We start from the raw sequence: 14,814 nt of genomic DNA, 5'->3' as shown, positions 1-14,814 counted from the left end.
ATCAGTTTGAAACTCAGAGGGCGCTGGCGCTGTATAAATGAATGTCCATTGTCTTTTGATCGCGCTTATATCCATCATTAAATCTTTGGACGTCCCATTTACCTTCGCTTGCGAGGAAATCAGTGAGGGAGTCATGAGGCTCTCCTGATCCCGATCAAAGGGTTCACAATCACGAGGCGCCTCTGGGATAAAATAACCGACCAATGTAGATGATTCTTTTTGTTATCCTATTACGCAAGATATAAATAAAAGGTCGAGTAAATCGGATTGGTCGTATTGTATCTCTCTTATGTGTCCTATCAGAACCAGCGTGCGTTAAAGCTGGGTCCCGGGCCCCTTGTTTACTAAACACATTCACAAGAGCAGGCTGAGCCAGCATAGCTCCTGAACTCAGATCGGTGCTAACAAGAGACATTAAATCTGAACCTGATGGACGTAAAGCTTCGCTCAAGTCAGTGTTTGTATCAATATTAGAGGGTGGAAGTCCGGGAGTTCTCGCTAAGCTGGATGAAAAAGATTCTTCGGAGTCTAATGATGAAAATAATGCCGTTATTATTTCTGATGTGACTGCATTTAGCATTGTCTCTGGCGGGGGTAAAACCAAAATTATTTTATCATCTCTCCGATAGGGAAAGGTAACTGCTTGCCAATCATTGTGATGTGCGTACCAGGAAGGATTGATTTCTCCATTCATAATTCTGTCTACAACGGCTGCCTGACCATCGGGTAAGGTAAATAAAGCTGCACTTTCGGTCCCGCGAGACTTTTCCAACAGCCCTGTGAAGTAAATCGAAGTCATGAGTTCCATGTATGTTGATAAGGGCCAACCGATGGGGCTGCATAAACGTTGCACCATATCATGGGTTAATTGGCAAAATAGTCCGTTGAGCTCTTTGGCCAGGCTATGCATAGGGGTGAGGCTCATCAAGTTCATTTTACCACGAAAATCGTCGTGTATTTGTTTAAGTCTCTCTTTGTAAATTGCCAAATGATCAAGTTGACTGGTTGCGAGCAAGTTATTCGCAAAACAGTGTGTGTTCTGTCCACGTGCTGTTGCGCCTGATGTTGCTGCATCGGATGGCTGAGAATGATCTTCGCTCAGATAATTTTGACGCCATTGCTCGATCGCACCGTCAGCACCCGCATTTAATACTAACAATGCCAGTGTCTGAAAAAGACTATCAGGGGATATTACAAAATTTTCAGGGATATTGGGGGCTGCATGGCTAAATACATTTACGGCAAACTCTAGGTTTCTCAGGGATTCATCCACCTGTGTACCAGGTCTTACTGCTGCTGGTTGGGAAGGCATTGTGCAATGCGGAAGATCTTTATTTTCAGCTTCTTCCCCACACATTGGGCAGAACGAGAAGTCTTTTCGATTGTAATTGAAGCCGCATTTTTGACAAGTCAAAGCCAGAAGTTGTGAGGGTAGCAACAGTAAACTGAGCAACACAAGAACGACAGTGTACTGGCAGGTTGAACCGGAAGGTTTAGCAATTAAAAACAAGTTTTCACCTCACCTATCTTAATTAAACTTTGCTGTCTTTTGATAAAGCGGACAGAGAATCAATCGCAGCACTTTTTGTATTTTTTGCCACTACCGCAGAGACAAGCTTCGTTTCTTCCGGGAAGACTGGTGGGAATATCCGGATAGATAAAATACCAGCGACCCTGTTCCCTGATGAAGTCTGAGCGCTCATGGTGCGCTTCTTCTCTGCCGTTGGCGAGGTTCAGTAACCTGATTTTGAAGTGGATTCACGAGGTTTTTCCTTGTCCCGATTTGTCGTTGCTCGATCCTGAAGAGCTTGTCCCTGAATCCGGTGGAAAGAAGTATCTGCCAATGAGGTTGATTCTTTTTGTTATTTTATTACGCAATATATAAAGAAAGGGTCGATCAAATCGGATTGATTGTACTGCATCTCCTTCATGTGTTCTGTGAGAACCAGTATTGCTTAGAGCTGCGTCCGGGGCTTCTTGTTTACTGAAGGCATTCATGCCAAACGACAGAGTTGGCATAGCGCCTGAACTCAGATCGCTGGTAACAACAGAAAGTAAACCTGAACCTGATGGATGTATAGCTTCGCTCAAGTCAGTGTTTGTATCAACGTTAGAGAGCAGAACTTCGGGAGTTGTCGTTGAACTGGATGAAAAAGGTTCTTCGGAGTCGAATGATGATATCAACGCCGATATTATTTCTGACTTCTGCACATAAGGAAATCCACCTGGCGGGGGTAAAATCAAAATCATTTCATGGTCTTCCCGGTAGGGAAAGGTAAATGCGTTCCAATTATTGTGACGAGCGTATTGGGAAGGATTAGTTTTTCCTTTGATAATTCTTTCTAAAGCGACTGCCTGATCATTGGGCAAGGTAAATAAATAGGCATTATCGGTCTCAGAAGACTCTCTCCACATCCCTACGAAGTAGAAAGAACTTGCAAGTTCTATGGTTAAAGATAATTTAAAGGGGTAAGCATCGCGGGTGCAATAATCTTGAATAATACCATGGGTTAATTGACAAAATAGTCTGTTGAGCAGTTGGTCCAGGCTTTGCGTATCCGCGCGATGGCTGCAGTCGGCGTTACCAGGAGAATGGTCAACTTGTTTGAGCCTCTCTCTATAAGTTGCCAAAGCCTCAGATTGATTGGCTGCGAGCATGATAATTGCAAAAGGGTTTTTGTCCTGTCCACCGTCCGTTGCGCCTGATGCTGCTGCACCGGATGGTTCAGAATCCTTGCCTCCCATATAAATTTGACGGAATTGTTCGTCCGTACCCTTATCTCTCGCATTTAACAGTAACAGTGCCACTGTCTGAAAAAGGCTATCAGGGGATATGACAAAATTTCCTGGGATATTGGCAGATGCTTTGTAAAATACGTGCATGGCAAAATCAAAATTTGTCTCCGATTTATCCACTTGTGCACCAGGATTTAAATCAAGGTTTACTGGTGTTGCCCCTTGAGGAGGTGCGGTGCCATGTTGAGGGAACTCACCTTCATTTTCTTTATTACAAGACGGTGTCGGGCAGGATGAAAAGGTTTCTTCATCGTAATCCCGGCCGCAACTGTCACAGGTAATGGCCAGAGGTTGTGAGGGTAGCAACAGTAAACTGAATAAGCAGAGCAACACAAGAACGAACGTGTACTGGCAGATTGAACCGGAAGGTTCACCAAGTAAAAACAAGTTTTCACCTCAGCTCTCTTAATTAAACTTTGTCTCGAAAAAACCGGCTTGTTGACTGAACAGTTATCCTTTTGGGACAGTCAACGGAATATGAAATCCAGAACTCAATATAGAATAGTTTCTTAGCAAAATCGTCGTAAACCCTCGCCCAATCGAGGCTGTCGCAAAAGCCCGGCAACTCGGTCCCACGCTGGGCGAGGGTGTCGCAAAAGCCCAACAACTCGTTCCCATCATCTGACGTCGTCATTCCCGCGAAGGCGGGAATCCAGCGCCAACGGAGGATCTCTGCCTTCTCGGGGATGACAAGGCCAGGGGGCACCGGGCAGTGCGGTTCTGGTGGTGAGTCAGTGTGGATTCCCGCCTTCGCGGGAATGACGACGTCAGATGATGGGGACGAGCTGTTGGAGTTTTGCGACACCCACAGGGCATGGGAACCAGAGTTTTGCGACAGCCTCGACAAGGTGGGGAGTGTCAAATTTGATGGTCGCTAAACTGTCTTTTGATAAAGCGGACAGAGAATCAGCCGCAGCACTTTTTGTATTTTTTGCCACTACCGCAGAGACAAGGGTCGTTTCTTCCGGGCAGTTTGGCGGGAATATCCGGATAGATAAAATACCAGCGATCCTGTTCCCTGATGAAGTCTGAGCGTTCATGGTGCGCTTCTTCCCTGCCGGTGACGGGGTTCAGAAACCAGGCTTTGAATTCCACTTTTCCACGGGTGTCAGAACTGCCGCCAGCTTCAGTGCTGACCACGTCCAGTCGGGTCCACCGGGTAGCGTCTGTCTCTCTGTGAATGCCGGCTTTATCCAAGCCATTGATCTGGCGCTGCCAGGTGCTGGCCAGCAGATAATCCGTGTTTTTAAGATAATAGGCTGAAAAGCGGGAACGCATCAGGGCTTCCGCGGTTGGCGCTGCTTGCCCTGAATGGTAGGGGCCACAGCATGCTCTGTAGGTTTGGCCTGAGCCACAGGGGCAATGGTTGATAGAGGCGTCTGAATAAGGATGTTTTTGCTCAGGGCTGTTTTCAAGCTCAGGGCTGTTTTCAGTCATAGAATTCTTCGAGCAGGAGTGATGAGTTTTCGATAGAATGTTATTTTACTTAAATTACAGGATCAGATACATGGGCTTTGGCAAAGCGGTGGTGGTTTTATTCTGGCTTTCAGCACTGTGGAATCTCTTTATGCCCGTGGCAGAACCCATGGGGTCCGTACTGAATTGGGCCGCGCCCCTGTTGCTGCTGTTGCACACGGCAGAGCATTTCTTCTTCAGTCGCCGTTTTGCAGCTATGGGCGCGCCGCTGTCCATGAAAGATCGCTACATGATTCTGATCTTTGGCGGCTTTCACCTGATGAGTCTGATGAAAAAAATTCCGACCCAGCCAGTGGGTGATCAGCACAGTGCTTGAAGATTCACAGAAAAAAAAGATCCAGAAGGCTTACAGCACGTTTCTGGCCAGCAAAAAGCTGAAGGCCCGGCCCGGTCAGAAACAGATGATTGCAGAAGTCGCCCGTTCCCTGGGTGAGGTCAAGACCGACAGTGAAGGGCGAAGAACGTCTGATCCTTCCGTGATTGTCGTCGAGGCTGGTACCGGTACCGGTAAAACGGTGGGTTACGTTCTGCCTGCTGTGGTGATGGCGCAGGCTGCTGATAAAAGACTGGTAATCTCAACAGCCACTGTGACGCTGCAGGAGCAGATTATAGGCAAGGACCTGCCCGATATTATCCTGAAAACCGGACTTAAGTTCTCTTTTACCCTGGCCAAGGGGCGTGGACGTTATGCTTGTCTGAGCAAGCTTGATCGGTTGTTACAGGAAGAGCAGTCAACGGCCTCATTGATGGATATGTTTGCCGGGGAAGGTTTCACTCTGGCGCAGGACGAGAGTTCCCTGAAGCTCTACCAAAGTATGCTGGAAGACTTTGCCGCTTCCAAGTGGGAGGGTGATCGTGACAGCTGGCCCGATGCATTGGAAGATCAACAGTGGCGAATGATTACCACCGATCATTCCCAGTGCAGTGGTCGCCGCTGTGGCTATTTTAATCAGTGTCCCTTCTATAAAGCTCGTGCAGATCTTGAACAGGCCGACGTGGTGGTGACCAATCATGATCTGGTGCTGGCTGATCTGGCCCTGGGCGGTGGCGCTATTCTGCCTGATCCGAAAGATACCGTTTACGTCTTCGATGAGGGCCATCATCTGCCTGACAAGGCAATTGATCATTTCGCCTGTCATTCGAGAATAAAAGGAACGGCCAGCTGGCTGGAGAAAGCCAGCAAGCATCTACAGAAAACCCTGTCGCAAAACGCCTTGCCCGGAGAATTGGGTGAAAGACTCGAAAAACTCATGCCTGAGTTTGATGAACTGGTGAATGCCCTGGGTCACACCCATACTCTGTTACAGGGTGTCGCAACCTTTGAACCTCGAATTCAGGGTGATACGACGGTTGCAGTCTATCGCTTTCCGCAAGGAAAAATACCTGAAGCGCTCCGTCAGCAGGCTGAAGTACTTAAAGTCGGCTTCAGTCGATGCAGTGGTATGGTAGAAAAAGTTACCAGGGAACTGAACGATGCCATGGACGGAGATGTCCCGGGTATTGACCGTTGGCAGGCCGAGCAACTGTATCCGGAAATGGGTGCAATGCAACTGCGCCTGGAAAACCAGTTTCAGCTCTGGTTGACCTACACCATGAAAGACCCTGAGGGTGAGCCCCCCAGTGCCCGCTGGCTGAAGTGGAGTGAAGGGCCCTTTGGTGAGGAACTGGAGGTTTTCAGCAGCCCGATACTGTCTTCGGCAACACTCTGGCAGACGCTCTGGAATCCGGGTTATGCATCGATTGTCACGTCGGCCACACTCACTGCATTGGGTAACTTCAATCGTTTCCGTATGCGCTCAGGGGTTCCGTCCGAATCTCGTTGTGTTGTGGTTCCCAGTCCTTTTCAGCACAGTCTCGCTGCTCATCTGGTGGTACCGGATATGTTGTCTGATCCTCGTCAAAATGAAGAGCACACGGAAGAAATCGTTGAGAAGCTGCCCGATCTGATGTCCGGTCAAAAAGGTACATTGGTACTTTTTTCATCACGCAAGCAGATGAAAGATGTGCACTTTGGTCTGGATGATGTCTGGCGCAAGAAGATCCTATTGCAGGATGATTATTCCCGGTCGGAACTTCTGAAGCTGCATCGCAAGCATATTGATGAAGGCAAAGACAGTATTCTCTTCGGTCTGGCCAGTCTGGCGGAAGGTATCGACCTGCCCGGTGAATATTGTGAGCATGTCATTATCGCCAAAATTCCTTTTGCGGTTCCCGATGATCCTGTGGAATCGGCACTGTCAGAATGGCTTGAGGCTCAGGGTCGGAATCCATTTATGGAAATAACGGTTCCTGATGCAGCCATCAAGCTGGTGCAGGCCTGCGGTCGTTTGTTAAGAACAGAGCAGGATACCGGCCAGATCACCTTGCTGGACCGAAGAGTGGTCACAGCCAGGTATGGTCGTATGATTCTGGATTCTCTGCCGCCTTTCAGAAGAGCCATAGAGCATACAGCTTTCTGAATCTTTCAGAGAGCGTTGCTTCTGCTGTCGATGTGGGTCAACGACGGCAGAAGCGTCTAACGAACGCCGGTTTCTGACTTTGTTCCGGCTTCGCCACTTTTTTACACTCGTTCAAAACATCTGTTTTGTTCTGTCGATGGTTTTTCATCCTCTGAAGATTCTTCTGCGGTGTTTGAATCTTCATTTTTAGCCAACAGGCTTTGAAGGTTTAGAACCCTTTCGCTCTTGTTGCTCTCATCCTGCTTTGGCTCCTCTTCATCAGCAAAGCCGGACAGGGCTACAGCGGTCAGGGGCAGTATCAGGGCCAGGGCCGTCAGTTTCTGTTTGATCATGATGTATACCTCTTGTTGGTTGCTTTTTTTCTCCTCTCATTACATTGGACTGCCAAAAGCTGAAAATGTTCCCTGAATACTTCCCAGACCAGACTTTCGGAGGTTGGCTTTTATTTTTCTCTCATTCCAACGCTTGGGCTGATCAGGTAGAATGTTTGGCTGTTTTTTATTGTGGAAATCATTTCTTCCTGTCACCGCTTGAAGCAAGCCATCCGGTTCTGTTCCTGTTCAGGAGCATTTGCCTTACTCGTGGTCAATACCGGCAGCTGAAGTGATATTTCCCGATTTTTCATCGAACACTGAACGATACTGAGCGATAAGCCATGCTTGAAGTAAACCCTATCAAGGAGCGTATTAAGGATCTGACAGCGCGTACTGACGTGCTTAGGGGGTATCTTTGACTACGCACACAAGAGTGAGCGTCTGCAGGAAGTAGAGCGGGAGCTTGAAGATCCGGATGTCTGGAATGAGCCAGAGCGTGCCCAGGCCCTGGGCAAAGAGCGTTCCACGCTGGAAGGCATCGTTGCTACCATTGATCAGCTGACATCAGGCCTGGAAGATTCCATTGAACTGCTGGAAATGTCGGTGGAAGAGCAGGACGAAGACGGCGTTGAAGGCGTTGTGGAAGAGCTGGACCAGCTGGGCGAAAAGCTGGAAGAGTTGGAATTCCGGCGTATGTTTTCCGGAGAAATGGACCCCAATAATGCCTATCTGGACATTCAGTCAGGTTCCGGTGGTACCGAGGCTCAGGACTGGGCCAATATGCTGTTGCGGATGTACCTGCGATGGGGTGAGCAGAAAGGCTTCAAAACAGAAATCATTGAAGTGTCTGCGGGCGAAGTGGCTGGTATCAAGTCGGCCACGGTTCAGTTTACCGGCGAATATGCTTTTGGCTGGTTGAGAACAGAAACCGGTGTGCATCGTCTGGTACGAAAGTCTCCATTTGATTCTGGTAACCGTCGTCATACCTCCTTCTCATCGGTTTTTGTCTCTCCGGAGATAGACGATAACGTCGAGATTGAGATTAATCCGGCCGACCTTCGAATTGATACCTACCGCTCCAGTGGTGCCGGTGGTCAGCACGTAAACACCACTGACTCTGCGGTGCGTATTACTCACGAGCCTTCCGGTATTGTGGTGCAGTGTCAGAACCAGCGTTCCCAGCACCAGAACAAGGACAAGGCTATGCAGCAGTTGAAAGCCAAGCTGTATGAGCTGGAGATGCAGAAGCGCAGTGCTGACGCTCAGGCTTTGGAAGATTCCAAGTCTGATATTGGTTGGGGTAGTCAGATTCGTTCCTACGTTCTGGATGATTCCCGAATCAAGGATTTGAGAACCAGCGTGGAAACCCGTAATACTCAGGCCGTTCTTGATGGAGATCTTGATAAGTTTATCGAGGCAAGTCTCAAGAAAGGCCTTTAAAGTCAGCCGTTAGCAGAGAACAGTTTACATAAAGGAGTTGCAGGAAACTGTTAGCTCCCAGCCCCCCCGGGGGTTGAACCGGAGAAAATATGTCTGAAGAACAGATCTTGGATGCCCAGGAAGAGAACCAGCTGGTGGCTCTTCGTCGAGAAAAACTCACTGCCATTCGTTCTGAACGGGTCGCTTTTCCAAACAAATTCCGTCGTGATGCACTGGCTGCTGATCTTCAGAAAGAATTTGTCAATGCCAGCAAGGAAGCTCTGCTGGAAGCCGGAAAGAAGGTCAAGGTAGCCGGCCGTATTATGCTGAACCGTGGCGCATTTATGGAAATTCAGGATATGTCCGGTCGTATCCAGGTGTACGTGAACCGCAAGGTACTGGCTAAAGAAGTACTGAAAGAAGCCAAGACCTGGGACCTGGGAGACATCATCGGTGCTGAAGGCACTCTGCAGCGTTCCGGCAAGGGAGATCTTTACGTAGACATGGAGCAGGTTGAGCTGCTGACCAAATCCTTGCGCCCATTGCCCGAGAAGCACAAGGGGCTGACCGATACCGAAATGCGTTATCGTCAGCGTTATGTGGACCTGATTACCCGTGAAGAGTCCCGGGAAGCATTCCGTGTCCGTTCCCGTATTGTTCAGGTGATTCGTGACTATTTCCATGAGCAGGATTACATGGAAGTGGAAACCCCGATGCTACAGGTGATTCCGGGTGGTGCAAGTGCACGTCCTTTCGTGACTCACCATAATGCGCTGGATATTGATATGTACCTGCGCATTGCTCCAGAGCTCTATCTGAAGCGTCTGGTCGTGGGCGGATTCGAACGGGTGTTTGAAATTAATCGGAACTTTCGTAACGAAGGATTGTCTACACGTCATAACCCTGAATTTACGATGATTGAGTTCTACCAGGCTTACGCAGACTACATTGATATGATGGATCACACGGAAGCCCTCTTTAAGCGTCTGGCCAAAGACGTGATCGGTGGAACGTCTGTGACTTATCAGGGTAACGAGATCGATTTCGGCAAGCCATTTGTGCGTATGTCCGTTTTCGATTCTATACTGCACTTCAATCCGGATCTTGAGGCTGCTGATATCAATACGATTGATTCAGCAACCCGGGTTGCGGAAAAGCTGGGTATCGAGGTCAAGGGTACCTGGGGCCTGGGCAAGGTTCAGATCGAGATATTTGAGGAAACGGTTGAACACCGGCTGATGGATCCGACATTCATTACCGAATACCCAACAGAGGTTTCGCCTCTGGCTCGTCGTAATGATGACAATCCATTCATTTCTGACCGCTTTGAATTTTTCGTGGGCGGTCGTGAGGTGGCCAATGGTTTCTCCGAGTTGAACGACTCTGAAGATCAGGCTGAGCGTTTTCGTCAGCAAGTCGCAGAAAAAGACGCTGGTGATGATGAAGCCATGCACTTCGATGCAGACTACATCAACGCTCTGGAGTATGGTTTGCCGCCAACGGCGGGCGAAGGTATCGGTATCGACCGTCTGGTCATGCTGTTTACTGATGCACCTTCTATCCGTGATGTACTGTTGTTTCCGCACATGCGACCCCAGCAGTAATCCCGGCTGGATTCATGGCAGACAGTTTTTCTGTCTGCCTAGGAGGCTGACCGAGAATAGCGCCCGTTGCGAGGACGGCAGAAAATTGAGGATGAAAATTCGGTTTTGTGAGGAGAATAGCGAGCTATTTGACGAACAAAAGCGGATTTTCAGACCAATTTGCTGCCGCCGCACTAGGGCAGACTATTCTCGGTCAGCCTCCTAGCCTGCAGCCCGGTCTTCAGCGGCCATTGACCAAGCCTGGACAGTGACTCATTAACCGTCATTTTCAGGCTGAAGTACAAGAAGACTGGCGTAGCTGAAGTCTCTCTTTTTCAAGAGATGTTTTCAAACGTCATAAGACTAACAGGCAACTGCAAGGCATTATCTCATGGAAGCAACGTACAGTGACGAAAGAAACTGCGTCCTAACGCAGGTGGCCCAGAATGAAGGAGCAGCTCTCGGAAATGGAACTCTGAAATACCAGGGGCGTAAAACCAGTCGGGCCAATAGTGAACAACGCCGTCGAACCATATTGGAGGCAGCATTGAGGATCGTAGTAAGAGATGGCGTTCGTGGTGTCAGACACCGCGCTGTAGCCAAGGAAGCTCAGGTACCTCTCTCTGCAACCACCTATTACTTCAAAGATATTTCTGACCTTATTACAGACACCTTTACCCTGTTTGTGGAAATGGGGGCTGAAACCTTCAAGGCATTCTGGGAAGAGTCAGACGATCAGCTGCAAAAGGCGCTTGCCCTGCTGGATGACTCCAATGATTCCAGAGGTCAGTTTGTTGATCAGATGCTGGTTCTGGCGGTTGATTACGTTGGTAATCAGCTGACGGAACATCGTGATTACCTGATCGCAGAGCGGGCTTTCCAGCTGGAGTGCCTGAGAAATGAAAATCTGCGTCCTATCGCTTTTAAACATCAGACTTACCTTCTCAACAGTCTGGTTTCACTGTTTAAGCGCACAGGCTCATCACAGCCAGAAACCGATGCTCAGCTGTTTGCCTCATTCATTGCCCAGGTTGAGTATGAGGGGCTGTTGCAGAAAGGTGGACTGGATATGGCTCCGATCAAACAAAGACTGCGTCGCCAGATAATGTTGATGTTTAAACATTGATATCAATCACGGTCTGTCAACAGGCATTCTGTAAAATTAAAAATACCGTACACCTCTCTACTGTCGGGTGTACGAAACCATTTTATCAAGCCAGTTCACCAGCAACCGTGTGTATAAGTGCCTGGATGGTTAATTTTGTCTGTCTGGACGGTGTCTTAATCCATCCTTCTGCGTTTCAATCCTGGTAATGTATCCGTGGCTATGAGGCCCTCGCTGTGCTTGAAGGGTTAAAAACAGTTCGCAGAAATCTATTATAATCTAAAACTATCTTATAAAATCTCAAGCATGGATAAGTGATTACTGAAGATAGGTGAGGCAGCTCGTTTGCATGGTACAGACCCAGTAACACTACGAAAATCGGAAAGTACAGGTGAGCTGCTTCCTGCCAGAAAGACCAAAGTTGGAACTTGTTACTCCGACGTGTCTGAATTGATGGGCTACAGTAACGAAGCTGCGCCTACGCTTTGCTATTGCAGAGTATCCAGTCACGACCAAAAGCCAGACTTAGACAGGCAGCAAGAGTTACTGGAAGCCTACTGTTCTATAGAAGGTTGGCGAACTCAGGTTATACGAAAAAATGCTTGAGACTTTGCGAGATGTTGTTAGCTCACAAGATTGAACTCAGACCGACAAAACAACAAGCCGATTATCTTGATAGGGCTTGTGGTTCCCGTCGTCATGCGTTCAATCAACTGTTAGCCCATTTCAATCAAGAAGGCGTTAAATGGTCAAAGAAGGCTGCGAATGAAAAATACCAAGAACTCAGGCTTGAGTTTCCCTGGTATGCCGAAGTCAGCCAACGTGTCACCAGGAACACAATCGACGATCTTCATGACGCCTTTACTCACTTCTTTCGTCGGGTGAAGAAAGGAGAAAAAGCAGGTTATCCAAGATTCAAGAAGCGAGGACTACACGACAGTTTTTCTCTCAGAGAAAAACCCAAGTTCGATGTTGATGGCAGAACACTTCGCATTGAGAAACTGAAAACCCGCATCAAGATGCGCCAGGAGCTGAGATTTACAGGAACACCCTGTCAGGTGACGATCAGTAAGCGAGCCGGAAAGTATTTCGCTTCTATTTTGGTAGACACTGAGGATTACGAACCAAAAGCACAAAGCAGTGAGTCTGTAGGCGTTGATTTTGGCGTCAAAGATTTAGCGATTTGTTCGAATGGCAAAACCTTTGCTGCTAATCAGAAACTGAAGGGCTCTCTGAAACGCCTTAACAGTAAACAGAGAGCGTTAAGCCGCAAAACAAAGGGAAGCAACCGCTACGCGAAAGCCAAGCGAGCGGTTGCCAAACTGCATTACCGGATAAGTAACCAGCGATCAGCCGTACTACATGAGGTAAGTGATTATCTGACGTCAAGATTCAAAATAATCACCCTCGAAAATCTGAATGTCAAAGGCATGGTAAAAAACCGCAAACTGGCAAGAGCAATCAGTGACGCAGGTTTCGGTAAGCTGAGAGAACTTGTTGAATACAAGGCAGAGCTGAGAGGATGCCAGGTTGTGATTGCAGATCGGTTCTTTCCCAGCTCGAAGAAGTGTGCGGTTCATACTTGCGACTACGTAAATGACAATCTTACTCTGTCTGATCGTGAGTGGCGGTGTCCAAAATGTAAAACTCTGCATGATAGGGATTACAGTGCGAGTTTTAACCTTGATAATTATGGTCGAGACACGTTACAGCTCGACCCTAAACCCTACGCAAGAGTGGAGTCAGACACGATTCGTCGTGCATCCATGTCGACGGCGTAGATAAGTCTACATAATTACAGATTATGTTAGATTTTTAGTAGCGGTGAAAAAACTCTTGCCAGTATACGCAAAACCAGCTGGTCAGGTACTTGGTGACTCGATTATCATTCGATTCTTGTTGTTAGTATTTGCAGAACCGGGGAAATCCTATGCAGGAAATCAGACTGGAGCCCTCTTGGAAGTCTCATTTGCAGAGTGAGTTCAACAAGGAGTATATGCAGGTTCTGCGTAGCTTTCTGTTGAATGAAAAAGCCGCTGGTAAAACGATTTACCCAAAAGGCAGTGAATATTTTCGGGCTATGGAGCTGACACCTTTTGAAAAGGTCAAGGTGGTGATTCTCGGGCAGGATCCCTATCACGGCCCGGGTCAGGCTCATGGACTCAGTTTCTCGGTGCGTCCGGATGTTCGTATTCCTCCCTCACTGATCAATATGTATAAAGAGCTGCAAAATGATCTCGGGATTCCTCCTGCCAGTCATGGTTGTCTGGAACACTGGGCTGAGCAGGGGGTTTTGCTGCTCAACAGCGTCTTGACCGTTGAGCACAAACAGGCCGCTTCCCATCAGAAGCGAGGCTGGGAGCAGTTTACCGACAGAGTGATTGCTGAACTGAACAATAAGAGAGAAGGGCTGGTGTTTATCCTCTGGGGTGGTTATGCCCAACGTAAAGGGCAATTCATTGACCGCAGCAAACATCGGGTATTGCAGACTGTGCACCCTTCGCCTCTGTCAGCACATCGGGGCTTCTTTGGCAGCCGACCTTTCTCCCAGGCCAACGATTATCTGACTTCCAGAGGCGTTCAGCCCATCGACTGGCAGCTGCCATGATGCCGACTGAATGAGGACTCGAAAGTCCTCATCTTTTCTCAGATCGTCATCTCACCAGCAATACTCTTTCCGACCAGCTCTCTGATCTCCTGTGTTGAGTGGCCTTTTGACAGTAAATGATGAAGCTTACAGAACATGGCTTCAGTCGTGGTATCCAGACCACCGGTTACCCCCGCTTTGGCCAGTGCAGAGCCTGCGGCATAACTGCCTTGATGAACAGCGCCCCTGTGGCATTGGGTCAGATTGACAATGATTTTTCCGGCATCTGTCGCCTTTTTCAGTGCGTCCAGCAGGGCCGGGTCGTCATCAGGGCCATTCCCTGTGCCATAAGTCCTTATGATAAAGGCTTTTTGAGGCTGGTTAAGGGCCGCTTCCAGCCACTGGGCTGTGATACCGGGGAAAAGTTGCACAATGCCGACCTGGGTATCTTCAGAGCATTCAAGATGAAATTCTGGTTTGTTTTCAGGCTTCAACAACAGTAGATCATTGAGCTCGATATTGATATCAGCACGTCCCAACCAAGGGAAGTTGGGAGAGTCAAAGGCATCAAAAAGATAGGCATTTTGCTTGCGAGCCCGGTTGCCGCGCATTAAACGACCGTTAAAGTACAAGCACACTTCATTGATGCGCTTATCAGTGGCGATAATCAGGGCCCCGACAAAATTTTCCAGTCCGTCACTACGAGGTTCACACAGAGGGATCTGGGAGCCGGTGAAGATAACCGGTTTATCGAGATTGCGAAGCATAAAAGACATCATGGAGCTGGAAAATGCCATGGTGTCGGTACCGTGCAAAACCACAAAACCATCGTAGTCTTCATAGTGATCAGCAATGTCCGTTGCTATCTGCTTCCAGTTTTGTGGGCGGATATTACTGGAGTCGATCAATTCCTCATACTCCACCAGGTCAAAGTCGGGCAGACCCTGACGGACGTGGGGAGGCAGTTTTTCATCCAGAAGCGCCTGCATATTACCAGAGGGAGCATAACCCGAATCAGTGGGTTTCATGCCGATGGTGCCGCCGGTGTAAATAATGTAGATTTTCTTGGTCATAA

15 protein-coding genes are annotated in these 14,814 nt (G+C 48.4%); 9 read left to right on the top strand and 6 right to left on the bottom strand.

All coding sequences use genetic code 11. From position 1 onward, the window contains the following. Positions 1–169 precede the first annotated feature (169 nt). The 3 genes from P6910_RS13510 to P6910_RS13500 are packed head-to-tail and all read right to left on the bottom strand — an operon-like array spanning position 170 to position 3,183. The gene (locus tag P6910_RS13510) at positions 170–1,510 is read right to left on the bottom strand and encodes a serpin family protein (RefSeq protein WP_317141817.1); all 1,341 of its coding nucleotides are present in this window, start codon (positions 1,508–1,510) and stop codon (positions 170–172) included. Between the two features lie 59 nt (positions 1,511–1,569). Continuing rightward, positions 1,570–1,746, bottom strand: coding sequence for a YchJ family metal-binding protein (locus P6910_RS13505; RefSeq protein ID WP_317146548.1), 177 nt, complete (start codon positions 1,744–1,746; stop codon positions 1,570–1,572). Between the two features lie 12 nt (positions 1,747–1,758). Beyond that, the gene (locus tag P6910_RS13500) at positions 1,759–3,183 is read right to left on the bottom strand and encodes a serpin family protein (protein ID WP_317141816.1); all 1,425 of its coding nucleotides are present in this window, start codon (positions 3,181–3,183) and stop codon (positions 1,759–1,761) included. A 200-nt stretch (positions 3,184–3,383) separates the two neighbouring features. On the opposite strand from P6910_RS13500, the gene P6910_RS13495 reads away from it, so the two are divergent. After that, a complete protein-coding gene (locus P6910_RS13495) occupies positions 3,384–3,674 on the top strand; it encodes a hypothetical protein (protein WP_317141815.1) in 291 nt (96 codons plus the stop codon). 28 nt (positions 3,675–3,702) lie between these two features. On the opposite strand, the gene P6910_RS13490 is transcribed toward P6910_RS13495, so the two are convergent. Continuing rightward, on the bottom strand, positions 3,703–4,233 hold the full coding sequence (locus tag P6910_RS13490; RefSeq protein ID WP_317141814.1) for a YchJ family protein: 531 nt from the start codon (positions 4,231–4,233) through the stop codon (positions 3,703–3,705). Positions 4,234–4,303: 70 nt separating this feature from the next. On the opposite strand from P6910_RS13490, the gene P6910_RS13485 reads away from it, so the two are divergent. Together P6910_RS13485 and dinG are read left to right on the top strand one after the other, a co-directional pair. Next, the gene (locus P6910_RS13485; protein ID WP_317141813.1) at positions 4,304–4,588 is read left to right on the top strand and encodes a DUF1145 domain-containing protein; all 285 of its coding nucleotides are present in this window, start codon (positions 4,304–4,306) and stop codon (positions 4,586–4,588) included. Next, positions 4,581–6,731, top strand: coding sequence for an ATP-dependent DNA helicase DinG (dinG, locus tag P6910_RS13480; RefSeq protein WP_317141812.1), 2,151 nt, complete (start codon positions 4,581–4,583; stop codon positions 6,729–6,731). The genes P6910_RS13485 and dinG overlap by 8 nt, the downstream gene beginning before the upstream one ends. 101 nt (positions 6,732–6,832) lie before the next feature. On the opposite strand, the gene P6910_RS13475 is transcribed toward dinG, so the two are convergent. After that, complete coding sequence (locus tag P6910_RS13475) at positions 6,833–7,063, bottom strand: hypothetical protein (RefSeq protein ID WP_317141811.1); 231 nt, start codon at positions 7,061–7,063, stop codon at positions 6,833–6,835. A 323-nt stretch (positions 7,064–7,386) separates the two neighbouring features. Here P6910_RS13475 and prfB point away from each other — a divergent pair. The 6 genes from prfB (at position 7,387) to ung (ending at position 13,760) form a co-directional block, all read left to right on the top strand. Next, positions 7,387–8,485, top strand: a protein-coding gene (prfB, locus tag P6910_RS13470; protein ID WP_317141810.1) for a peptide chain release factor 2 whose coding sequence is annotated in 2 segments (ribosomal slippage) — positions 7,387–7,461 and positions 7,463–8,485 — 1,098 coding nt in all. Because the reading frame shifts where the segments join, the coding sequence is not laid out codon by codon here. 89 nt (positions 8,486–8,574) lie between these two features. Then, on the top strand, positions 8,575–10,068 hold the full coding sequence (gene lysS, locus P6910_RS13465) for a lysine--tRNA ligase (protein ID WP_317141809.1): 1,494 nt from the start codon (positions 8,575–8,577) through the stop codon (positions 10,066–10,068). Between the two features lie 370 nt (positions 10,069–10,438). Continuing rightward, entirely contained in the window at positions 10,439–11,173 is a 735-nt protein-coding gene (locus P6910_RS13460) for a TetR family transcriptional regulator (protein WP_317141808.1), read from the top strand. Positions 11,174–11,497: 324 nt separating this feature from the next. Next, positions 11,498–11,758 (top strand): recombinase family protein, encoded by a 261-nt coding sequence (locus tag P6910_RS13455; protein ID WP_317141807.1) that lies wholly within the window; start codon positions 11,498–11,500, stop codon positions 11,756–11,758. A gap of 11 nt (positions 11,759–11,769) precedes the next feature. After that, positions 11,770–12,933, top strand: a complete 1,164-nt coding sequence (locus tag P6910_RS13450; protein ID WP_317141806.1) for an RNA-guided endonuclease TnpB family protein — start codon at positions 11,770–11,772, stop codon at positions 12,931–12,933. 149 nt (positions 12,934–13,082) lie between these two features. Then, positions 13,083–13,760, top strand: coding sequence for a uracil-DNA glycosylase (ung, locus tag P6910_RS13445; RefSeq protein ID WP_317141805.1), 678 nt, complete (start codon positions 13,083–13,085; stop codon positions 13,758–13,760). 38 nt (positions 13,761–13,798) lie between these two features. Here the strand turns inward: ung and ansA are convergent, their stop codons facing one another. Further along, complete coding sequence (gene ansA / locus P6910_RS13440; protein WP_317141804.1) at positions 13,799–14,812, bottom strand: asparaginase; 1,014 nt, start codon at positions 14,810–14,812, stop codon at positions 13,799–13,801. Between the last annotated feature and the right edge of the window lie 2 nt (positions 14,813–14,814).

It is taken from the genome of Endozoicomonas sp. 8E (assembly GCF_032883915.1).
Classification (GTDB): Bacteria; Pseudomonadota; Gammaproteobacteria; order Pseudomonadales; family Endozoicomonadaceae; genus Endozoicomonas_A.
This window is presented reverse-complemented; position numbering and strand designations above follow the sequence as displayed.

Coding starts and splice junctions, on each gene's coding strand:
- P6910_RS13490 (WP_317141814.1), bottom strand. CDS start 4,233: ATGACTGAAAACAGCCCTGAGCTTGAAAACAGCCCTGAGCAAAAACAT.
- P6910_RS13485 (WP_317141813.1), top strand. CDS start 4,304: ATGGGCTTTGGCAAAGCGGTGGTGGTTTTATTCTGGCTTTCAGCACTG.
- P6910_RS13475 (WP_317141811.1), bottom strand. CDS start 7,063: ATGATCAAACAGAAACTGACGGCCCTGGCCCTGATACTGCCCCTGACC.
- lysS (WP_317141809.1), top strand. CDS start 8,575: ATGTCTGAAGAACAGATCTTGGATGCCCAGGAAGAGAACCAGCTGGTG.
- P6910_RS13460 (WP_317141808.1), top strand. CDS start 10,439: ATGGAAGCAACGTACAGTGACGAAAGAAACTGCGTCCTAACGCAGGTG.
- P6910_RS13450 (WP_317141806.1), top strand. CDS start 11,770: ATGTTGTTAGCTCACAAGATTGAACTCAGACCGACAAAACAACAAGCC.
- ung (WP_317141805.1), top strand. CDS start 13,083: ATGCAGGAAATCAGACTGGAGCCCTCTTGGAAGTCTCATTTGCAGAGT.
- ansA (WP_317141804.1), bottom strand. CDS start 14,812: ATGACCAAGAAAATCTACATTATTTACACCGGCGGCACCATCGGCATG.